The organism is Terrabacter ginsenosidimutans (assembly GCF_039539425.1).
GTDB lineage: Bacteria > Actinomycetota > Actinomycetes > Actinomycetales > Dermatophilaceae > Terrabacter > Terrabacter ginsenosidimutans.
The window spans coordinates 192,284-213,459 of the sequence record NZ_BAABDC010000006.1; the positions used below are offsets into that span (position 1 = coordinate 192,284).

Annotated in this window: 18 protein-coding genes; 10 read left to right on the forward strand and 8 right to left on the reverse strand. The window is 72.4% G+C overall.

The annotated features are described in order from the left end of the window. Positions 1-23: 23 nt before the first annotated feature. Entirely contained in the window at positions 24-1,613 is a 1,590-nt protein-coding gene (locus ABD831_RS17395; RefSeq protein ID WP_344949517.1) for a D-alanyl-D-alanine carboxypeptidase/D-alanyl-D-alanine-endopeptidase, read from the reverse strand. A 152-nt stretch (positions 1,614-1,765) separates the two neighbouring features. Here ABD831_RS17395 and ABD831_RS17400 point away from each other — a divergent pair, with 152 nt between their 5' ends. Then, positions 1,766-2,284: an inorganic diphosphatase gene (locus ABD831_RS17400; RefSeq protein ID WP_142179064.1), complete on the forward strand. Its 519-nt coding sequence runs from the start codon at positions 1,766-1,768 to the stop codon at positions 2,282-2,284. A 205-nt stretch (positions 2,285-2,489) separates the two neighbouring features. Here ABD831_RS17400 and ABD831_RS17405 read toward each other — a convergent pair whose 3' ends face one another. Together ABD831_RS17405 and ABD831_RS17410 are read right to left on the reverse strand one after the other, a co-directional pair. Then, a complete protein-coding gene (locus tag ABD831_RS17405; protein WP_344949521.1) occupies positions 2,490-4,004 on the reverse strand; it encodes an MFS transporter in 1,515 nt (504 codons plus the stop codon). Between the two features lie 7 nt (positions 4,005-4,011). Next, positions 4,012-4,245 carry a hypothetical protein gene (locus tag ABD831_RS17410; protein ID WP_344949524.1) on the reverse strand — a complete coding sequence of 78 codons (234 nt, stop codon included), beginning with the start codon at positions 4,243-4,245 and terminating at the stop codon, positions 4,012-4,014. A gap of 230 nt (positions 4,246-4,475) precedes the next feature. Between ABD831_RS17410 and ABD831_RS17415 the strand changes: the two genes are divergently transcribed. The 4 genes from ABD831_RS17415 to ABD831_RS17430 all read left to right on the forward strand — a co-directional run bounded on the left by ABD831_RS17415 (position 4,476) and on the right by ABD831_RS17430 (position 7,824). Further along, entirely contained in the window at positions 4,476-5,024 is a 549-nt protein-coding gene (locus ABD831_RS17415) for a TetR family transcriptional regulator (protein WP_142179067.1), read from the forward strand. A gap of 17 nt (positions 5,025-5,041) precedes the next feature. Further along, positions 5,042-5,977: an LLM class F420-dependent oxidoreductase gene (locus ABD831_RS17420; RefSeq protein ID WP_344949528.1), complete on the forward strand. Its 936-nt coding sequence runs from the start codon at positions 5,042-5,044 to the stop codon at positions 5,975-5,977. Positions 5,978-6,139: 162 nt separating this feature from the next. Further along, positions 6,140-6,601 (forward strand): MarR family winged helix-turn-helix transcriptional regulator, encoded by a 462-nt coding sequence (locus ABD831_RS17425; RefSeq protein WP_344949530.1) that lies wholly within the window; start codon positions 6,140-6,142, stop codon positions 6,599-6,601. After that, positions 6,598-7,824: an MFS transporter gene (locus tag ABD831_RS17430; protein ID WP_344949533.1), complete on the forward strand. Its 1,227-nt coding sequence runs from the start codon at positions 6,598-6,600 to the stop codon at positions 7,822-7,824. The genes ABD831_RS17425 and ABD831_RS17430 overlap by 4 nt, the downstream gene beginning before the upstream one ends. Positions 7,825-7,906: 82 nt before the next feature. On the opposite strand, the gene ABD831_RS17435 is transcribed toward ABD831_RS17430, so the two are convergent. From ABD831_RS17435 to ABD831_RS17445, 3 genes are all read right to left on the reverse strand, one after another. Then, positions 7,907-8,269, reverse strand: coding sequence for an MmcQ/YjbR family DNA-binding protein (locus tag ABD831_RS17435; RefSeq protein ID WP_344949536.1), 363 nt, complete (start codon positions 8,267-8,269; stop codon positions 7,907-7,909). A 145-nt stretch (positions 8,270-8,414) separates the two neighbouring features. Further along, the gene (locus ABD831_RS17440) at positions 8,415-9,755 is read right to left on the reverse strand and encodes an MFS transporter (protein WP_344949539.1); all 1,341 of its coding nucleotides are present in this window, start codon (positions 9,753-9,755) and stop codon (positions 8,415-8,417) included. A 17-nt stretch (positions 9,756-9,772) separates the two neighbouring features. After that, positions 9,773-11,221, reverse strand: a complete 1,449-nt coding sequence (locus ABD831_RS17445; protein ID WP_344949542.1) for an NAD-dependent malic enzyme — start codon at positions 11,219-11,221, stop codon at positions 9,773-9,775. Between the two features lie 187 nt (positions 11,222-11,408). Between ABD831_RS17445 and ABD831_RS17450 the strand changes: the two genes are divergently transcribed. The 3 genes from ABD831_RS17450 to ABD831_RS17460 all read left to right on the forward strand — a co-directional run bounded on the left by ABD831_RS17450 (position 11,409) and on the right by ABD831_RS17460 (position 16,822). Next, complete coding sequence (locus ABD831_RS17450) at positions 11,409-13,877, forward strand: HAD-IC family P-type ATPase (protein ID WP_344949545.1); 2,469 nt, start codon at positions 11,409-11,411, stop codon at positions 13,875-13,877. 122 nt (positions 13,878-13,999) lie between these two features. Further along, on the forward strand, positions 14,000-15,355 hold the full coding sequence (locus tag ABD831_RS17455) for a hypothetical protein (protein WP_344949548.1): 1,356 nt from the start codon (positions 14,000-14,002) through the stop codon (positions 15,353-15,355). Positions 15,356-15,589: 234 nt separating this feature from the next. Then, positions 15,590-16,822: an MFS transporter gene (locus tag ABD831_RS17460; protein ID WP_344949551.1), complete on the forward strand. Its 1,233-nt coding sequence runs from the start codon at positions 15,590-15,592 to the stop codon at positions 16,820-16,822. A gap of 28 nt (positions 16,823-16,850) precedes the next feature. Here ABD831_RS17460 and ABD831_RS17465 read toward each other — a convergent pair whose 3' ends face one another. Beyond that, complete coding sequence (locus ABD831_RS17465; RefSeq protein WP_344949554.1) at positions 16,851-17,366, reverse strand: GNAT family N-acetyltransferase; 516 nt, start codon at positions 17,364-17,366, stop codon at positions 16,851-16,853. Next, a complete protein-coding gene (locus ABD831_RS17470; RefSeq protein ID WP_344949557.1) occupies positions 17,363-18,502 on the reverse strand; it encodes a phosphotransferase in 1,140 nt (379 codons plus the stop codon). The genes ABD831_RS17465 and ABD831_RS17470 overlap by 4 nt, the downstream gene beginning before the upstream one ends. A gap of 407 nt (positions 18,503-18,909) precedes the next feature. Here ABD831_RS17470 and ABD831_RS17475 point away from each other — a divergent pair, with 407 nt between their 5' ends. Both ABD831_RS17475 and ABD831_RS17480 read left to right on the forward strand, forming a co-directional pair. Then, entirely contained in the window at positions 18,910-19,542 is a 633-nt protein-coding gene (locus ABD831_RS17475) for a hypothetical protein (RefSeq protein WP_344949560.1), read from the forward strand. Next, on the forward strand, positions 19,518-21,101 hold the full coding sequence (locus ABD831_RS17480) for an FAD-dependent monooxygenase (RefSeq protein ID WP_344949563.1): 1,584 nt from the start codon (positions 19,518-19,520) through the stop codon (positions 21,099-21,101). The genes ABD831_RS17475 and ABD831_RS17480 overlap by 25 nt, the downstream gene beginning before the upstream one ends. The last annotated feature ends 75 nt before the right edge of the window (positions 21,102-21,176 follow it).

A 21,176-nucleotide genomic window follows, 5' to 3' on the forward strand; every position in this document is an offset into this window, starting at 1 on the left:
TCCCCGAGCGGCCTGTCGGCCAGTCAGCGGCACCCGCACGAGGCGATCGCCGCCACCAGACGGTCCAACGCCGCCCGAGCGTCGTTGGTTCCCACTCCGGCGACCATACCCACGAAGACGAGCAGTCGACCGTCGTCGTCGACCACGCTTCCGGCGAGCGCGTTGGCGCCCGTGAGCGTGCCGGTCTTGGCGCGAGCCCGCCCCGCGGCGTCGTGGTCGGAGCCGGTGAACCGGCCGGCCAGGGTGCCGGTGAGGCCACCGATCGGGAGGCCGTCGAGAGCGCGCCGCAGCACCTGGTGCTTCCCGTCGTAGCCGAGCACGAGCACGTCGGACAGGAGCGAGGCCCGCACGCGGTTCTCGCGGGAGAGGCCGCTCGCGTCGGAGAGCGTCACCCCGGTCGTGTCGAGGCCGAGCGCGGCCACCTGCGACACGACCCACGCGCCCACGGCCGCGAAGTCGGTGCCCGCGCCGGAGCGGTAGGCGGCCTGGCGGGCCAGGATCTCGGTGAGTGCGTTGTCGCTGTCGGTCAGGGCCAGGGCCAGCTGCTCGCGGACGGGGGCCGACTGGACGCTGCCGAGGACCGCCCCGGGTCCGCTGGTCGGCGCCGCCGTCGCGGTGCCGGTGGCGTCCGGGCTGCCGGTGGCGCTCGCCTGCGAACCCTCCGACGCGGGAGCCGACGACGGCGCGGACGACGGCGCGGACGACGGCGACGGCATCGGCGATCCGGGGACGCCCGGTGCGCGACCGCGTGCGGCGACGGTGACGTCGACACCGCGGGCCTCGAGCTGCCGGGCGAAGGCGGCCCGCACCGACGCGACGGGGTCGGCCGGACCGGGCGCGCCACCCTTGGCGCGCTGGGTCGACAGGCCCAGCATGGCGACCGCGCCGGTGATGCCACTGCTGCGGAACGTCGAGGCCCACGTCGGGGCGGTCGTCGGACCGTCGGCATACGTCTCGTCGACGTAGAGCGTGACCCTGCGGGTGCCGGAGCCCTTGAGCGCCGCTGCGACCTGGTCGGCGAGGTCGCCGAGGCCGGCGCGCCCAGCCACCGCCTGGGGGTCGCCCCTGCCCGGGGCGAGCAGCGAGTCGCCGCCCGCCACGAGGACGACCTGCTCGGGCGTGTCGCCCTGTCGCACCACGGTGCGCAGCGTCGCGTCAGGCGCGAAGGTCCGGCCGATCGCCGCCGCGGAGAGCAGCTTGGTCGTCGAGGCCGGGATGCGCAGCTCGTCACCGCGCTGGTCGAGCAGGACCTCCCCGCTCTGGCCGTCGCGCACGACGATGGCCGAGTCGCGCAGGGCCGGCAGTGCCCGCACCGGCGCGAGGGCCTGCTCGATGCCGGCCGCCGACGCGGCGGCGGTGTCACCGGCCAGCGCCGGCAGAGGGGCATCGACCGACGTCGACAGGGTGGGCTGAGGCACAGGGGGCAGCGTGCGCTTCGCGACGTACTCTGTCGGCGCAGGCGGTGGCAGTGGACGCACCGTCAGCGGACCGGGCGCGGCGTCGGCGACGTCGAGGACTGCATACCCCAGCAGGATCGTCACGACCGACCAGACGGCGGCCATGCCGTAGGTGAGGCGGGGACCCCGTCGGCTCGGCTTCGCCCAACGCGCCATGCCGCGTCACCCCCGTCCGTCGTCCGCTGTTTCGCGCAAGGCCCGTCCTTGCTGACACACTGTCGCGGACGATTCTGTCAGCCGCAGGCGAGTGCTCCCGCACGCGCGCCGCACCCGAGCCGGCACCCGAAGACCGTGAAGAAGGGGAAGACGTGGAGTTCGACGTCACCATCGAGATCCCGCGCGGACAGCGCAACAAGTACGAGGTCGACCACGAGACCGGTCGGATCCGTCTCGACCGCTACCTCTTCACGCCGATGGCCTACCCCGCCGACTACGGCTACATCGAGGACTCCCTCGGCGAGGACGGCGACCCCCTGGACGCGCTCGTGCTGCTGCCCGAGCCGCTCTTCCCCGGCGTCGTCGTCGAGGCCCGTCCGATCGGCGTCTTCCACATGACCGACGAGGCCGGCGGCGACGACAAGGTGCTCTGCGTGCCGGTCGACCCGCGCAACGTCGACGTCAAGGACATCAGCGACGTCAACGAGTTCACCCTCAAGGAGATCCAGCACTTCTTCGAGCGCTACAAGGACCTCGAGCCCGGCAAGCACGTCGAGGGCTCCGACTGGGGCAACCGCGAGGCCGCCGAGAAGATCATCGGCGAGGCCCTCGAGCGCGCCAAGGAGCAGGGCGTCTCGACCGCCCGCTGGGCGATGCCGCAGGGGCACTGAACCCGGCGCTCGTCTCGACTGGACGTTGACGTATGCCGCGTGCCTGACCCCCGCCGCCCGCCCGGGCTGCGGGGGTCAGCCCGTTTCAGACTCCGGCACCGCGAGGTGAACCTTCGGGTGAGATGCGGGATGGAGCTGCGTCCGGTGGGGTGATCACCCCACCGGACGCAGTTCCATCCGTTGTTCCATCAGCCCGAGAAGGCGCTCACTGGGCCTCGGCGCCGTCTGCCGCCGCCACGGCCGTCGTCTCGCGCGTGGGCTCCGGCTGTGGGGTCAGATCCGGTGCGGGCACGTCCCGGGCGGGGCGCGGGCGCAGCACCAGAGCCGCGACGAGCAGGCCGACGAGGGTGAAGGTCGCCGACGTCAGGAAGGCCGGCTCCACCCCGGGGACGAACTGTCCCGGGACCGCCTGCGAGGCGTAGACGCTGACGATGGCCGCGAGGCCCACGGCGCCGCCGAGCTGCTGCGCGGTCTGGAGCAGGCCCGAGACGGTGCCGGCCTGGGCGCGGTCCACGCCGCCGAGCACGACGACCGTGACCGGCATGAAGACGAGCGCGGCCGAGACGCCGTTGAGCACGAGGGCACCGAGGAGGTGACCGGCATACGTGCTCGTCGTCGTGATGCTGCTCAGCCACACGAAGCTCGCGGTCAGGCCGAGGGTCCCGACGAGGAGCATCGGTCGCGGACCCACCTTGGCGACGAGGCGCGCGCTGACCCGCGAGGTCGCGAAGATCGCGAGGCTGAGCGGCAGGAAGGCGGCGCCGGTCGCGACCGGGCTGAAGCCCAGGACGAGCTGGAGGTACTGCGTGACGAGGAAGAACGTCGAGAACTGCGCGCCGACGACGAGCGCCATGAGCACGAGCGCGCCGCCGCGGGTGCGGTTGCGGACGAGCGCGAGCGGCAGGAGCGGCGAGGCGACGCGGCTCTCGGTCCGCACGAAGAGGCCCAGGAGGGCGACGCCGAGGACGAACGACGCGAGCGTCAGGGGTGCGGTCCAGCCGCGGTCGGCGGCGCTGATGAAGCCGTGCACGACGGCGACGGAGCCGAGCGTCGCGGTGACCGCGCCGACGACGTCGAAGCGACCGCGGATGCGGGGGGTCTCGGTGACGAAACGGCGGGCGAGCACGAGCACGACGGCGCCGATGGGCACGTTGACGAAGAGGGTCCAATGCCAGCTGACGAAGTCGGTGAGGATCCCGCCGAGGAGCAGTCCGATGGACGCGCCGGCGGAGGACACCGCCGTGAAGAGGGCGAGGCCGCGGTTGCGGGCCGCCTCGTTCGGGGCGCTCGTCGTGACGAGGGCGAGGACGCTCGGGGCGGCGAGCGCGGCGCCGACACCCTGGAGCGTGCGCGCGGCGATGAGCCAGGTGGGCGACGTGGCGAGTCCACCGAGGAGGCTCGCGACGGTGAAGATCGCGAGGCCGATCTCGAAGCTGCGCAGGCGCCCGAGGACGTCGCCGAGGCGGCCGCCGAGGAGCAGCAGACCGCCGAAGGCGAGGGTGTAGGCGTTGAGCACCCAGGAGAGGCCGGCCGGTGTGAACCCGAGGTCGGTCTGGATGTGCGGGAGCGCGACGTTCACGACGGTCGCGTCGAGCACGAGCATGAGCTGGGCGACGAGGACGACGCCGAGGCCGATGGCGCCGCGACGGGCGGCCGGGTCGGACGTGGCGTGCGCGACGGGTGCGGCGGGTTGTCGGGTGACGGGGGTGGTGGTCGACATGGGGGCCTCAGGCTTCGTGACGCTGGAACTGGGGACGCGGCGCCTCGACGGTGAGGGGGTCGCGGGTCATCGGGGTGAAGGCGCGGGCGCGGGTCCGGTTCGCACGGCCATCGGTCGCGGTCCGGACCGTCTTGGCGGCGGCGGTCTCCGGGCGGGCCACGAGGGGCGCGCGGTGCGTGGTGGCGAGGTGCGACAGGTGGACGCGGCGGGCCTGTCGGGTGGGCTGGAACGAGGTGGTCATGGGTGCCGGACTCCTCTGTGACGACGATCGGCGCTACGATTAGCGGAGAACCACTCCGGTTCTGCTCGACCAATATACGGAGACTGTCTCCGTTTTTGCAAGGAGGATTTCTCGTGACGCCTGCCGGAACCGGCAAGGCGACGCTCGATCCGTCGCCGGAACTCGTTGGCAGTCAAGGAGACTCAGCCGACGCACCTGCTCAGGAGAGCGCCGGGAAATCACCGCGACCGATGCGCGCCGACGCCAGGCGCAACTACGACAAGATCCTCGCGACAGCCCGCATCGTCTTCACCGAGCGCGGCACAGACTCCTCGCTCGACGAGATCGCCAAGCGGGCCGGCGTCGGCCCCGGCACGCTCTACCGCCACTTCCCCACCCGCGAGGCCCTCGTCGACGCCCTGATGCAGGACTGGACCGACCGGGTGTCCGCCGACGCCGATGCCGCGATCGCCACCGGCCTGCCGGCGCGGGAGATGCTGCTCGGCTGGTTCGAGCACTTCATCGACCACATCACGCTCCACCGCGGCGCGGCGAGCAAGATCTGCGCCGCCATGGACGACCCCGCCTCGCCGATGTATCGCAAGTGCCGCGTCATGAGTGACGCCAACCGCCGGGTCATCGACCACCTCGACGCGGACGGCGACCTACGCCCGGGCATCGACGCCGCCAACGTCATGCGCCTCGTCAGCGGTGTCGCGAGCGTCGCCGACACGAGCCACACCGAGATCGACGTGCGGCCCATGCTCGAGGTCGTCGTCGACGGGATTGTTCGCGACTGACCCGTGGTTGCAGGGGCATGACCGTCGACCTGCACATCTTCACCGAGCCCCAACAGGGCGCCACCTACGACGACCTGCTCGCCGTCGCACGCGCCGCCGAGGACCTCGGGTTCAGCGGCTTCTTCCGCTCCGACCACTACCTCCACATGGGTGGGGACGGCGGAGCCGGACCCACTGATGCCTGGACCACTCTGGCCGGACTCGCCCGCGACACCTCGACCATCCGGCTCGGCACCCTCGTCACGTCGGCGACCTTCCGCCTCCCGGGACCGCTCGCGGTGCAGGTGGCCGGCGTCGACCAGATGAGTGGTGGACGCGTCGAGCTGGGACTGGGCGCGGGCTGGTTCGAGGCCGAGCACACGGCATACGGCATCCCCTTCCCGCCGCTCGGCGAGCGATTCGACCGGCTCGAGGAGCAGCTCGCCGTCCTGACCGGGCTGTGGGGCACGGCACCCGGAGACACGTTCAGCCACAAGGGAACCCACTATCCCGTCGTCGACTCCCCCGCCCTCGCCAAGCCGGTCCAGGAAGGCGGCGTGCCGATCATCATCGGTGGCGGAGGCAGGCGACGGACCCCTGCGCTCGCCGTGAGGTATGCCGCCGAGTTCAACGCGCCGTTCGTGCCGGCCACCGAGGCCGGCCGGCTCTTCGATCGAGTCCACGACGTGGCCACCGAGGCCGGGCGCGACCCGTCGTCACTGACGATGTCGGCAGCCCAGGTCGTCTGCGTCGGGCGGGACGAGGCGATGCTGCGCCGCCGCGCCGACGCCATCGGACGCGACCTCGACGAACTGCGCTCGAACGGCCTGGCGGGCTCGCCCGCCGAGGTCGTCGACAAGATCGCGGGGTTCGAGGCGGCCGGCGCCGAGCGCATCTACCTCCAGGTCCTCGACCTCGCCGACCTCGACCACCTGGCCGACGTCGCCGAGGGCGTGCTGCCCCAGCTCCCCTGAGGCACTCGCGCTGCGACCCGTGGGGCCGAGCGCTCACTCGAGTGACGGAGGGGCCAACCACCACTCGAGTGAGCGCCCCGCCCCAGTCGAGTGAGCGCCCCGCCCCACCGTGCGGGGCGCTCCGACTTGATATGCATAGGTTGTCTATGTAACTTGGAGCGAGTGACCGAACCGACCACGCTGGGCAACGACCTGCTGCGCTCCGCGGCGCGACTCTCGCGCTGGGCCAGCCGGCACGCGTCGTTCGACGTGCCCTTCGCGCAGGCCCGGCTGCTCGCCCTGCTGGACGAGCTGGGGCCCTCCCGCGTCAGCGCCCTCGCGGCCGCCGATCACAGCAGCCAGCCGACGATCACCACGCAGCTCCAGCGCCTCGAGGCGTCGGGATGGGTACGCCGCGCGTCCGACCCCGACGACGCGCGCGCCACGGTGATCTCCCTCACCGACGAGGGTCACGCCGCGATCGAGAGCGTGCGCCGAGCCCGACTGGCCGTCCTGTCCCCCGCCCTGGACCAGCTCGACGGACCCGCGCTCGACCGCGTCCGGGTCGCCATCGACGTCATGAACGAGCTGCTCGCCGCGGCGGCGGACAACCTTGCCCCGCACCCCACCCGAAAGGACGGATGACCACCACCATGTGGCGCCAACCCAAGACCGTCTGGTCGATCGCCTTCGCCTGCGTGATCTCCTTCATGGGGATCGGCCTCGTCGACCCCATCCTCAAGCCGATCGCCGACGAGCTCGGCGCGGGACCGTCGCAGGTCTCACTGCTCTTCACGAGCTACCTCGCCGTCATGGGCATCGCGATGCTCGGCACCGGCTGGGTCAGCAGTCGTGTCGGCGCCAAGCGCACCCTGCTGCTCGGCCTCGCTCTCATCATCGTCGGCGCAGCCCTCGCCGGCAGCCAGGACACCGTCGGCGGCATCGTCGCCTTCCGCGCCCTGTGGGGTCTCGGCAACGCCCTGTTCATCGCCACCGCCCTCGCGACGATCGTCAACGCGGCCTCCGGCTCGGTGAAGCAGGCGATCATCCTCTACGAGGCTGCTCTCGGAGTCGGCATCGCGACCGGCCCGCTGCTGGGCGGCTGGCTCGGTGGCATCTCGTGGCGCTGGCCGTTCTACGGCGTCGCGGTCCTCATGGCGATCGCCTTCATCGCGACGCTGACGACGCTGCCCAAGACCCCGCCGGCCGAGACCCCGACCTCGCTCACAGCACCGCTGCGCGCGCTCGGCCACCGTGGCCTGCTCACCGTCGGCATCACGGCCCTGCTCTACAACTTCGGCTTCTTCACGCTGCTCGCCTTCACGCCGTTCCCGCTCGCCATGGGCGCGCACGAGATCGGGTTCATCTTCTTCGGCTGGGGCGTGCTCCTCGCGATCACGTCGGTCTTCGTGGCCCCGATGATCCAGCGCCGATTCGGCACCCTGGCCGGCATCGTCGGCGCCCTGCTCGGCTTCGCGGTCATCCTCGCCGCCATGGCGACGTGGACCGAGAACAAGACGGTGCTCGTCGTCGGCGTCATCCTCGCCGGAGCCTTCCTCGGCGTGAACAACACCCTCATCACCGAGACGGTCATGAAGGTCGCCCCGGTCGAGCGCGGCGTCGCGTCGGCGGCCTACTCCTTCGTCCGCTTCAGCGGCGGCGCCGTGGCCCCGTGGCTCGCCGGCAACCTCGGCGAGAAGTCGATCCACCTGCCGTTCTGGGTGGGCTCGGGCGCTGTCGTGCTCGCGGTCCTCGTGCTGCTGACGGCACGCCGCATCATCAGCGCGCTCGACGAGGCCCCCGGTCACGGGGCCGAGGCCGTCACCTCGCGCACCGAGGCCGAGGCCCTCACCGTCGGCGACGCCTGACCACCGCACGCACCACCCGTCGAAAGGCCACGAACCGGGCCGCCCAGTAGGGCGAGCTCCCCGTTCGTGGCCTTTCGACGGTTCAGCCGAGGAGGTCGTCGACGCCGACGTCGCCTCGTCGGCGGGGTCCGCCCCGGATGTCGTAGGACTCCACCAGCAGCTCGGCCAGCTCCCGCCGGTCGAGGCGGTCGAGCCGCGCCCAGGCGGTGACACGGAAGCGGAACGTGTCGATGCGGACGAACGTGTCGCGGCGGTCGGCGAGCGCCTGCTCGGTGTCCATCTCGCCCGTCCACACCTGGACGAGCTCGCGCCCGTCGTCGTCGAACCGCAGCCGAGCGAACGTATGCCGTCCGGCGTGCCAGGCGGGCGACCCGTCGTGGGCGACCCCGACCTCCGCGCCGGGCAGCCGCCCGGCCAGGGTGTCCACGTCCTCCCACGTCACCATCGCTCCTCCTCCGGAGCAGGCTAGACCGCCAGACGTGGCCTCTCGACGGTTGAGAGGCGGCCAGACGTGGCCTCTCGACGGTTGAGAGGCGGCCAGTCGTGGCCTCTCGACGGTTGGGAGGTTGAGCGGTTGGGAGGTTGGGCGGTCAGTGGAAGGTGACGGAGCGGCCGGCCTGCATGGCGGCGTAGGCGTCGGGGTCGGCCTCGAGCGCTGCGCGCCTGGCCTTGTGCCGGTACCGCAGGACCTGCACGATGCCGAGCGCCCACACGGGGTACTGCACCGTCATCGCGAGCCGGAACGAGTCGACGTCCCACGTCGACGGGCCCCCGGGAGCGACCCGGTCGAGCACGACACCGACCAGCGCGACCGCCGTGAGGGTCGCGATGAAGCCGCCGGTGTTGACGATGCCCGAGGCACTGCCGATCCGGGTCGGCGGGTTGAAGGTGCGGGCCAGGTCGAAGCCGATCATCGAGCCCGGTCCGCCGATGGCGATGAGGACCACGAGCACCACGAGCAGCCACAGCGGCGCCCGCCCGGGCCACACGAGCACGACCGTCCAGGCCGCGATCGCGGCGGCGACGATCCACAGCACGAGGGTGCTGCGCGAGAAGGGGTAGCGCATCGTCAGAGTGCCGATGACCGGGCTCGACACCACTGTCGTGACGACCATGAGCATGAGCAGGACGCTCGCCGTCGAGGCCGAGAGTCCTTGTCCTGCAACGAGGAACGGGAAGCCCCACAGCATCGTGAACATGTTGGCCGCGAACTGCGACGTGAAGTGCGACCACAGCCCGAGCCGGGTGCCGGGCACGAGCCAGGCGGCTCGCAGGGTGCGCGCGATCGCCCGCAGGCGCAGCTCGTCCCGGTGGTGGTCGGTGTAGGGGCTGTCCTTGACGACGACGACGAGCGCCACCCCGGACAGCACGCCGACCGACGCCGCCACGGCATACGACGGTGTCCACCCGAAGTGGTCGAGCGCGGCTGCCAGCGGTCCGGCCGCGGCGAGCGCGCCGAGCTGCCCCAGCACGCCGGTCAGCTGGGTCACCATGGGCGTGCGCCGCGGCGAGAACCACAGCGCCACGAGGCGCAGCACCGAGATGAAGACCATCGCGTCGCCGACGCCCAGCAGCACGCGGCAGAGCAGCGCGGCCTCGAACGAGTGCACGAAGGCGAAGCCGAGCTGCGCGACGGTGAGCAGCGAGAGGCCCAGGCCGAGCAGCTTCTTGGAGCCGTAGCGGTCGAGCAGCGCCCCGACGGGCAGCTGCATCGCCGCGTAGACGAAGACCTGCACGATGGTGAAGGTCGACAGCTGCGAGCTGCTGATGCCGAAGCGGTCGGCGGCCTCGAGCCCGGCGACGCCGAGCGACGTGCGGTGGAAGACGGCCAGGACGTAGACCGCGATGGCCGCCGCCCAGACAGCCCAGGCGCGCCGGCCGTCGAGGGGGTAGCGCTGGCCCGGCTGGGCCGGCTGGGTCGTGCTCGTCATCCGGTGGGTCGTGCTCCTCAGTTCGCGCCGGTCATCGGGATGCTCTTCGCGGGGGCCTTGGGCACGCAGTCGACGATCGCCTTGGCGACGGTCTTGCTCATGTCGGGCTGGAAGACGCTGGGGATGATGTAGTTCGGGTTGAGCTGCTCGTCGGTGACGACGGACGCGATGGCGTCGGCTGCCTTGATGAGCATCTCGGTCGTGACGTCGGTCGCGCGGGCGTCGAGCAGGCCGCGGAAGACCCCGGGGAACGCGAGGACGTTGTTGATCTGGTTCGGGTAGTCGCTGCGCCCCGACGCGACGACCGTGGCGCGCTGCGTCGCCTCGTAGATGTCGACCTCGGGGTCGGGGTTGGCGAGCGCGAAGACGATGCGCTGGTCGGCCATCTCGTCGATCCACTCGGGCGCCAGGATCCGCGGCGCGCTGACGCCGATGAAGACGTCGGCGCCCTGCAGACCGTCGCGCAGGGTGCCGGTGAGGCCGCGCGGGTTGGTCTTCTCGGCGAGCTCGCGCCAGGCGGGCGTCAGCGACTCGTCGGCCTTGTTGAGCAGGCCGGGGCGGTCCGAGACGGTGACGTCGATGGCGCCGGCGGCCAGCAGCAGCTGGACGATGGCCGAGCCGGCAGCGCCGCCGCCGGAGACGACGATGCGCGCGTCGGGCAGCTTCTTGTCGATGCAGCGCAGCGCGTTCTTCAGGGCCGCGAGCACGACGATGGCGGTGCCGTGCTGGTCGTCGTGGAAGACCGGGATCGAGAGGCGCTCGCGCAGCTTGGCCTCGATCTCGAAGCAGCGCGGTGCGGCGATGTCCTCGAGGTTGATGCCGCCGAAGCCGGGGGCGATGAGCTCGACGGTGCGCACGATCTCGTCGACGTCGGTCGTGTCGATGCAGATGGGCCACGCGTCGATGTCGGCGAAGCGCTTGAACAGCGCGGCCTTGCCCTCCATGACCGGCAGCGCCGCCATCGGGCCGATGTTGCCGAGGCCCAGCACGGCCGAGCCGTCGGTGACGACGGCGACCGAGTTGCCCTTGATCGTCAGCTTCGGCACGTCTTCCGGGTGCTCGAAGAGCGCCTGGCTGACGCGGCCGACGCCGGGTGTGTAGGCCATCGCGAGGTCCTGGCGGTTGCGCAGGTTGACCTTGGACTCGACCGAGATCTTGCCGCCGAGGTGCATGAGGAAGACGCGGTCGGAGACCTTGTGGACGCGCACGCCCTCGAGCGTCTCGACGGCGTCGACGACCTCCGTGGAGTGCTCCGCGTTGCTCGCCGAGCAGGTGAGGTCGATGACGAGGCGGTCCGGGTGGGAGTCGACGATGTCGAGGGCCGTCGTGATCCCGCCGCTCTCGGCGACCTTGACCGCGAGGGCACCGATGACCGCCGGGTCGGTTCCGGCGTGGATCCGCATCGTGATCGAGTAGGAGGCGGTGGTGGCGCGGGCACGTTGGATCGACTCAGTCACGCCCCCCATCGTCCCACGGTCCGGGAAACGCCCCGGACGACGTCCGAGGACCGATCAGTAACCTTTGTCCGCTCGCGCTCCGCGTGCTCGGGGACCGATCGCGTATGCCGTCACGCGCGGTCCGCGAGAGACCGCACCCGAGCGCTCGGGCGCGTTCCACCGGAGGAGCGGCCACGCGGCATACGACAATGGACCGGTGACGACACCCGGGACGCCGCCCGCGACTGCCGGCCGGACGGCCCTGACCCGGCCGCAGGGGCTGACGAGCGCCGAGGTGGCCGAGCGGGTCTCCCGCGGGGACGTCAACCGGCTGACCGAGCGCACGTCACGCTCGATCGGCGAGATCGTCCGCGCCAACGTGCTGACCCGCTTCAACGCGATCCTCGGCGCGCTCTTCGCGCTCGTCATGGTGACGGGCTCGTTCGCCGACGGACTCTTCGGGATCGTCCTCGTCGTCAACTCCGCCATCGGCATCGTGCAGGAGTACCTCGCGAAGCGGAAGCTCGACCGGCTGGCGCTGCTCAACGCCCCGACGACGCGTGTCGTGCGCGACGGCGAGGTGCGCGTCGTGCCGACGACCGACGTGGTGCAGGACGACCTCATCGAGCTGCGCACCGGCGACGAGGTGCCCGCCGACGGCACCCTCATCGCGAGCGCCGGGCTCGAGCTCGACGAGGCCAACCTCACGGGCGAGTCCGACCCGGTCGCGCATGACGAGGGCGACGCCATCATGTCCGGCACGAGCGTCGTCGCGGGATCCGGGCGCTACCACGCGAGCCAGGTCGGCGCCGACGCCTACGTCAACCGGATCGCTGCTGACGCACGGAAGTTCACGCGCACGCGCTCCGAGATCCAGGAGTCGATCAACACCCTGCTGACCTACATCACGTGGGTCATCGTGGGCGCCCTGCCCATCGCCATCTGGTCGCAGTGGCGCACAGTCGGCGACCAGGGCTGGCGCGAGGTCGTCATCCGCTCGGCGGCCGGGGTCGTCGGTCTCGTGCCCGAGGGTCTCGTGCTCCTCACGTCGGTGGCCTTCCTCCTGTCGGCCGTGCAGCTGACCCGGCGCAACGTGCTCGTGCAGCAGCTGCCGGCGGTGGAGGGTCTTGCACGCGTCGACGTCGTCTGCCTCGACAAGACGGGGACGCTGACCGTGGGCGAGATCGCCTTCGAGGACGCCCACCCGCTGGGAGGACAGGATGTCGACGAGATCCGGTGTGCGTTGGGGGCGCTGGCCGACGACCCGAACGCGAACGGCACGCTGACGGCGGTCGCTGCGGCCGTCGAGTCCCCGGGCTGGGAGCGCACGCAGACGATCCCGTTCAGCTCGTCGCGCAAGTGGAGCGCGGCGTGCTTCGCCGAGCGCTCGACGTGGGTGCTCGGCGCGCCCGAGGTGCTCCTCGCCGCCGACCCGCAACCGAGCCCCCCGGAGGTCCTCGAGTCGATCCGCGCGCAGGTCGCCGAGCTCGCGGCCTCGGGTCGTCGCGTCGTGCTCCTCGCCCGGAGCGACCAGCACCTCCCGGACGCCACGCTGCCCCCCGACCTCAGGCCGGCCGCCCTCGTGACCCTCACCGAGCAGGTGCGCCCCGACGCCGAGGAGACGCTCGCCTACTTCGCCGCGCAGGACGTCGCGATCAAGGTCATCTCCGGCGACAACCCCGTCACCGTGGCCGCCGTGGCGCGGTCGGTCGGGCTCGACGTCGGCGAGCCCGTCGACGCCCGAACCCTGCCCGATGACCAGGACGCCCTGCGGGCGGCCCTCGCCACGCACACCGTCTTCGGCCGTGTCACCCCGGAGCAGAAGCGCGCCTTCGTCCACGCCCTGCAGGCCGACGGCCACGTCGTCGCCATGACCGGTGACGGCGTCAACGACGCGCTCGCGCTCAAGGACGCCGACATCGGCGTCGCCATGGGCAACGGTGCCCAGGCGACGAAGGCCGTCGCCGAGCTCGTCCTGCTCGACGGGAGGTTCTCGCACCTGCCCGACGTGCTCGCGGAGGGGCGCCGCGTCATCGGCAACGTCGAGCGCGTCGCCAACCTCTTCGTGGCCAAGAACGCGATGAGCCTCGTCGCCATCCTCGCGGCCGCGCTCATCGCCGTCCCGTTCCCGTTCCTCCCCAGGCACCTGACGCTCGTGTCGGCCGTGACGATCGGCATCCCGGCGTTCTTCCTCGCACTCGGGCCCAACAAGCGCCGCTACCTCTCGGGCTTCCTCGGCCGCATCCTGCGTTTCGCCGTGCCGTCCGGTGCCGTCGCGGGGCTCGCGGTGATCGCGTCCTACCTCCTGGCCGGCAGCAGCTACGGCGTCCCGCCCGAGCAGTTCGCCGAACGGTGCACGGCCCCGGCCGACGCCAGGACGGTCGCCGACGTCGCGTGCTGGCAGCCCGGCAGCGGTGCCACCATCACGCTCCTGACCGTCTTCTTCTGGATCCTCGTCGTCCTCGCCCGGCCCTTCCGTCCGTGGAAGGCCGCCCTCGTGGCCGCCATGGTCGGGCTCGCCGTCACGGCGTTCCTCTGGCCCCCCGCCGCGCACTTCTTCAACCTCGACGCTCCCCTGCCGCTCATGTGGCAGTCGCTCGCCGTGGGGGCCGTGGGGGCCGGTCTCGTGGAGACGATCTACCGCCTCTCGCCGTCCGTCCGCGACGCCCACCACCTCCGCGACTGACACCCCGCTCAGGCAGGTCACGAATCGGCCCCAAGCCCCCCAAGATGGTCGGCCCGGTGGTAGTTTCCGCTGGCGCGCTGTCGCAGGGACGGCGCTCATCATCATGAACAGGGGGACCTGCCGTGCGGCGGTCTGTCATCTCGGGGCTCGCTGCAGCCCTCGTCCTCACCTCGGCCGGCGTCTGCGGCGCGGTGGCTGCCTCGGCCGCCCCCGCTGCTCCGGCGGCCACGACCGGTGTCGCCGACGGCGCCTTCGTGTCCCTCAAGCCGGCCCGGCTGCTCGACACCCGCGGCGGCTCGCTCGCGCGGCCGCTCAACGCCGGCGAGGTCTTCAACCTCAAGGTCAACGGTCGCGGCGGCCTGCCGTCGTCGGGCGTCATGGCCGTCGTGCTCAACCTGACGGTCACCGGTCCCACACGGGCCGGCAACATCGTGGCCTACCCCAAGGGTGCCGCGGTCCCCAACGCGTCGAGCCTCAACTTCGTGGCCGGTGACACCCGCGCCAACCTCGTGACCGTCCCGGTGAGCAGCGACGGCTGGGTCAGCATCCGCAACGCCGTGGGCCAGACGCACGTCATCGCCGACGTCCAGGGCTACTACGTCGGCTCGACGACGACGCCGCCCGCCGGCGCCGTCGACTACTTCCCGGACACCCCGTGGCGCGCCCTCGACACCCGCACCGACGCGGACGTCCACGCGCTCAAGCCGAACACCTACGTCGTCCAGTCGGTCGACTACGGCACGGAGACACCGAACATCAGCGCTCTCGCGATCAACGTCACGGCGGTGCGACCCGTGGCCAAGGGCTACCTCAACGCCTGGAACGGCGACGAGAACGCGATCCCCAACACCTCGAACCTCAACTTCGCGGCGGGCCAGACCACCTCCAACATGGTGCTCGTCCCGGTCACGCACAGCACGGGCACGAGTGGCCAGGCGCTCGTCGACTTCGCCGTCGGCAACGCGAGCACCGGCGACGTCGACGTCATCATCGACGTCGTCGGCGTCTACTCCAAGGGCGACGGCCTCCGCTTCCGCAGCGCCGGTTCCCCGAAGCGCATCGTCGACACCCGTACGGGTGTCGGGACCACGACGCTGGGCGCCGCCACGACGCGCACCGTCACGGCCCCGAGCACCGTCGCCAACTCGAGCACCATCGCTCTCGTGACCAACACGACCGCGGTCAAGCCGACGGCTGCCACCTACCTCACCCTGTGGGAGACGGGCACGACCCGTTCGGCGGCCAGCAACCTCAACCCCGCCGCCGGCCAGACGGTCGCCAACATGGCCATGGTCGGGCTGAGCCAGAACTACCAGTTCAACATCTACAACAACGCCGGCACGACCGACGTCATCGTCGACGTCGCCGGTCGCTTCGACATCTCGCCGAACTTCTCGGGGGCTCCGGGCACGGCAGCCACCTTCTCGGCGCAGAAGGCACCCAAGGCGACCTCGTCCGAGACGGCGCCGCTTCGCTGACGGACCTGTCGCGGTCTCTCGCAAAGGCCGACGCGACGCACGCACGGGCGGGCATCCCCGACAGGGGGGTGCCCGCCCGTGCCCGTTGCCGCCGTCCCACGGCCGGCGGGCGGGGGCGCCCGGCACGTCGCCGACCCCGTAGAATCGAGGGGCACAGGGATCCGGCGTGACCTGATGGGCGGGTAGGCACGCACCCGCGTCGCGCACCCCGCGACCAGATCCGGAGCCGCCCTCGTGTCACCCATCGACTCGTACCGCCACCTCTTCGGCCTCACCGGCCGCACGTACATCGTCGTCTCCTTCCTCGCCCGTATGCCGCTCGCGATGAGTCAGCTGGGCACCCTCCTGCTCGTGTCGTCCGCCACCGGCAGCTACGGCGCCGGAGGCTTCTGCGCCGGCGCGCTCGCCGTGGCCAACGCCGTCGGTGCGCCGTTCTGGGGTGCACGCGCCGACCGGCTGGGGCAGCGGCGCGTCGTCGCCGTCCAGTCCATCGGAGGTGCGCTGGGGATCGCCGGCATCCTCGTGGTCGTGGCAGCCGGGCTCCCTTGGGGCGTGGCCGCGGTCGCGAGTGCGGTGGCGGGTCTGCTTCTGCCGCAGATCGGCCCGCTGGCGCGCGTGCGATGGCGCCCGATCACCGCGGCCACGGGGTCGCGCCAGCACCGTCTCGTCGACGCGGCCTTCTCGTACGAGGGGGCGGCCGACGAGGCGTCCTTCGTCCTCGGCCCGGCGCTCATCGGGCTCGGCGTGTCGGTCGCGAGCCCGACGGCTGCCCTGGCCCTCGCGGCAGGCGGCCTCGCCGTCTTCGGCACATGGTTCGCGCTGCACGAGACCGCGGCCGTCACGCACGCGGCCACCTCGGGCGCGACCGGGGCCGTGGGCCGCCTCCTGACACCGGCCCTCGTCGTCCTCGGCGTCGCACAGCTGCTCGTGGGCACGGTCTTCGGCTCCGTCCAGACCGGCACCTCGGTGCTCGCCACCGCGGCAGGATCGCCCGGCCTGACCGGTTACCTGCACGCCCTGCTCGGCGTGGGCAGCGTCCTCGCCGGGCTCGCGGTCGCAGGTCTGCCCGCCCGTTTCGCGCTCTCGACGCGGCTGCGCTGGTTCTCCGCGGGGCTGCTCGTGCTGTCGGCGCCCCTGCTGCTCGTCGGCTCGCTCCTCGCCCTCGTGCCCGTGCTGCTCGTCCTCGGCTGCACGGTCGCGCCCTACATGATCACGACGTTCACCCTCGGTGAGCGCGTGACGCCGCCGTCACGAACGGGGGCGGCCATGACGGTGCTCGCCGCCGCCACGGGGCTGGGCTACGCGATCGGGGCCGCCCTGGCCGGTCGGCTCGCCGACTGGGGTGGACACACGCCGGCGTATGCCGTCACCGTCGGCGCCGGGGCCGCCGCGGTGCTCGTGTCATGGGGGTCCCGACGGGTCCTCGAACGGGCCGAGACGCGGCCGGAGACGGTCCGGGTCGACTGAACGCGGGGGCTGCCCGCGGAGCCGGAGGTCAGCGCGACAGGCGCAGGCGCATCGCCGGCCACGCGGTAGCGACGAAGCCGAGCTCCTCGTAGAGGCTTGCCCCGTCGCCCGTGGCGAAGAGCTCGACGACGGTCGCGTCGGTCTCGTCGCGCAGCCAGTCGAGGACCCCGACGACGCACTCTCGCGCCAGACCCTGCCGTCGGGCCTCGGGGCGGGTCGCGACGTTGTTGACCAGTCCCCAGACGCCGTTCGGGTTCACCGGCGACGGGGTCTCGAAACGGAGCCCGCCCATGGCCCCGGCGACGATGCGCCCTCCGGGGTCCTCGGCGACGACGACGCAGGCATGGGGCCCGTCGAGGGCGCTCTCGAACCACCGGGTGGCGGCTCGTCGCCAGCCCGGCTCGTCGACCCCGGCCACCCCCATGGCCGCGAACATCAGGGCCCGCAGCTCGACGACCGCCTCGGCATCGGCACCCGTGGCCCGTCGGGTCGTCCACCCGGGGGTCGCGCCCTGGCTCGTGCCCGGGGGCGTGCGTGCGGTCACCTGGGCGCACCGACGGTGAAGGCCGGCGCGAACGGCACGTCGGCGGCGGCATACCTCGTCTCGACGGCGCGGGCGAGCTGTGTGGCCGCATCGGCCAGCTCGGGCAGGGCGTTCCCGGTCGAGGCGGTTCGCAGGAAGCGGAGCACGCGGTCGGGCATCCGCGGCGTCGGCTTGACCGGGTTGGCGCGGGCGGGGCCGGCGTCGACGAGGCCCGCAAGGCACCAGCTTCCGGCAAGCCAGGCCCAGGCCTCCGTCGCGAGCTCGAGATCGTGGTCGAAGTCCGTCCCGAGCACCTCGGGCCAGCTCTGCGCCACCGTGCCGCGCCACCGCTCGAGCGCCAGGTCGGCGGCGGCCGCCTCGAGCGACCAGGCACACCAGCACGTGGGCCACGGCACGCGGAGGTAGGCGGCGTCCCACGCGATCGGTCGCCACAGCGCGAACTCGAAGTCGAGCAGAGCGATCCCGGAGTCGCCGAGGTCGCGGACGAGGTTGTTGTCGGGACACATGTCGGCCGCCGAGAGGCTGCTCGCCTCGACGCGGAACCGGGACGGCACCGAGGTCAGCACGTCGAACGTCCCGGCCGGCAGGGCCACGTCGAGGTGGGTGGCCAGGCGAGCCCACTCAGAGGCGGCCGTCGCCAGGTGGCCGGGGAGGGGGTCGAGCTCGACCGGCCCGGGTGACCGGGCCAGCACTCCGGACGCGAAGGCGTCGCGCACCTCCCGCCCCGACCGGTGCAGCCCCGCCACGGCAGCGGCCCAGCCGGACAACGTGGCGGTGGCGAGGTCGGCGTCCGAGCCGAGCAGGACCTCCGCCAGGTGCCGGCCCCCGCCGAGATCCTCCATGACGACCAGACGCGGTTCGGCGCACTCCGCGACGAGCGCCGGGGTCTGCCCGAACGCGGCCAGGGCCTCGAGCGCGGAGGCCTCACGCGCATACGCCTCGACGCCATCGTCCCCGAGATAGCGCTTCACGACGACCGTGCCGCCCTGGTCGTCGGCGACACGCACGACGAGGGTGCGGTGGCTGCCCGGGAAGGGGGGCCCGACAGGTGTCAGGGGGGTCCCGACCAGCGTCGAGGCCACCTCGAGGGTCTCGACCAGGAGGTCCGGACCGGCGTTCACAGGCGTCGTGCTCACCGGGTCACTGTGCCAGACCACCGGGTCGGCGGCCTGCTGCCAGGGCTCTCGGCCGAAGGCGGTCGGATAACGCCCATACGGACCAATCCAACTTTCTCGCCCCAAATTCACCGAAAACCCGTACAGGCGGCCAGAGCTTGATTACTGTCACATCTGTAACACCCCCACGGCTGGCACGCACCCCCCCATCCGCACCAGCCTCGAAGGAGCCCGTTCTGCGCGCGCAGACGGGCTCCTTCGCCGTGTGGGGCAGGTCGAGACATCTCCCCGTCTCCCGAGCCTGCCGGCGGCTGTGCTGTCGGACGAGCGTGGGCCTGCCAGTGGTGAGCCACTGCATCAGGACCTTCGCCCCTTGGCCCGGCCTCCTTGTCTCCGTGAGGCTGGCTGGGACCGACAGGAGGCGTGCCATGGCCCAGAGCACCGTCAGCCGGCGCGAGCGGCACACGAGTCCGTCTCACAGCGACGACAGGCCGGCGACGCCCGCGCTCCGGCCGCTGCCACGTCGGACTGCCTGGGCGGCAGTCGGACGGTGCGTCGGCGCCAGCGTGGGGATGCTGGTGCGCCGTCAGGTGCGCTTCCCCCGGGCGGAGGTCGGCACCCGGATCGTGTTCGCTGACCGCACCACGAGCCGGGTCTACCGGGACACGAGGGTGGCTCGTCGCACCGTGGACCCGTGCTTCCTCGCCGTGAGCTTCCGACTCCGATCCGTCCGTGGCCGCGGCCACGCGTGGTTCCGGGCCGAGAGCTGGCTCAACACCCCGCTCTTCGTCGGCTTCCCCGGCTTCGCCTCCAAGCTGTGGCTGGCCCACGACGAGCTCGGTCGCTACCGCGGTCTCTACGAGTGGGACGGTGCTTCTCGCGCGGAGCGGTACGCGCGCTCGCTGTGGCACGTGCTGGCGCTGGTGAGCGAACCGGGCTCGATCGACTACCGAATCGTGCCGGGACTGCGACGCGCTGACGTCCTGGCCGACCCAGGCGTGCTCGGTCCGTGGTTCCCGGACGAGGGAGGTGCCTGGTGGCGCGTGGTCGCGGTGGGCTGAGCCAGGGCACCGACGTCCTCGTCGTGGGGGCAGGCCCGACGGGACTGACCACCGCCCTGCAGGCCCGCGCCAACGGTGCCGCGGTCCGGATCGTCGAGCGCAGGCCCGAGCCCTTCCGTCCGTCTCGGGCGATGATCATGCACTCACGGACCCTCGAGGTCCTGCGGCCGCTGGGAGTCGTGGGGGACCTGTTGGACCGGGCGGACCGCGCCCCTCGCGCCCAGCTGCACCTGGGCGCTCGCACGGTCGCCGCGCAGCTGGGGGACGTGGGACTGCGCGACACGGCATACCCCCACCTGACGCTCGTGCGGCAGGCGGACGTGGAGGACGTCCTCGCCGGTGCCCTCGAGGCAATCGGCGTTCCCGTGGAGCGGGACGCGGAGCTGGTCGAGGCCTCCTGGACGGACGCGGGGGTGCGCGCGCTGCTGCGCGCCGACGGCGAGGTCGGCGAGGTGGCATGCCGCTACCTCGCGGGGTGTGACGGGGCGGACAGCCTCGTGCGCCGGCTCACGGGCGTCGGCTGGCAGGGTGGGCAGTACGGCCAGGAGGTGGTGCTCGCGGACGTGGAGCTCGACGGAGGGCTCGCGCCCGGGATGCTGCACGTCGCCGCCGGACGGCACGGACTCGTCTTCCTCTTCGCCCTCGGCGAGGGGGCGACGTGGCGCCTGCTCGGTACGCGCCCGGCGGGGCCCGACGGCGAGGGAGCCTTCGGACAGCCGGCGGGCGACGTGTCCGTCGTGGAGGTCCAGCGGCTGCTCGACGACTCGGGGATCGGAGTGCGGGTCACCGAGCAGGTCTGGTCGGCGCGCGTGCCGCTGCAGCACCGGATCGCGAGCTCGTTCCGGCAGGGGCCGGCCTTCCTCGCGGGCGACGCCGCGCACGCCGGCTCACCGGCGGGCGGCCAGGGCATGAACACCGGCATCGTGGACGCGGTCAACCTGGGGTGGAAGATCGCCGTCGCCAGTCGAGGAGGTCGGGGCACCGGGGCCGGGGCAGGCGGCGAGCACGCCGCGCTGCTCGGCTCCTACGACCTCGAGCGGCGTCCTGCCGCCGCACAGGTGCTCGCGCTGACCCACCTGATCTTCTTCGCCGAGGCCTCCACGCACCTGCTGCCCGCCTTCGTCCGGGGGACCGTCCTCCCGCTCGCGGCTCCTGCGCTGCCGGTGCTGCTCCGGCAGCGCCCGCTCATGGCGGCGGTCGTGGCGCTGCTGTCACAGCGATGGGTGCGCTACCGGACCAGCCCACTGTCCGTCGTGGGAGCGCCCACGAGCCGGGGAGCCCGCCCCGGCGACCGCCTGCCGGACCGGACGGTCACCTGCGAAGGACGGCCAGGGCGTCTGCACGACCTGACCGCACAGCCGGGGCTGCACGTGCTGCTCGAGCGTGACACGGTCGCGCCGGAGCTCCACCTCGCGGCCCCGCCGGTCGCGGTCCACCGCATCGACAGCTGGCCGGGGAGCGGGCTCGTCGTGGTGCGGCCCGACGGCCACGTCGGCTACCGGACAGGCCGCCTGGACGGCGGCGACCTGTCGAGGTGGCTCCGTCTGGTCTGCTCCTGAGGTCTCGCCGTCGCGGCCCAGCGCCCTCCTGTGGGAGGCGGCCCCGAAGATCGGGTCGGGGCATCTGATGCCTCC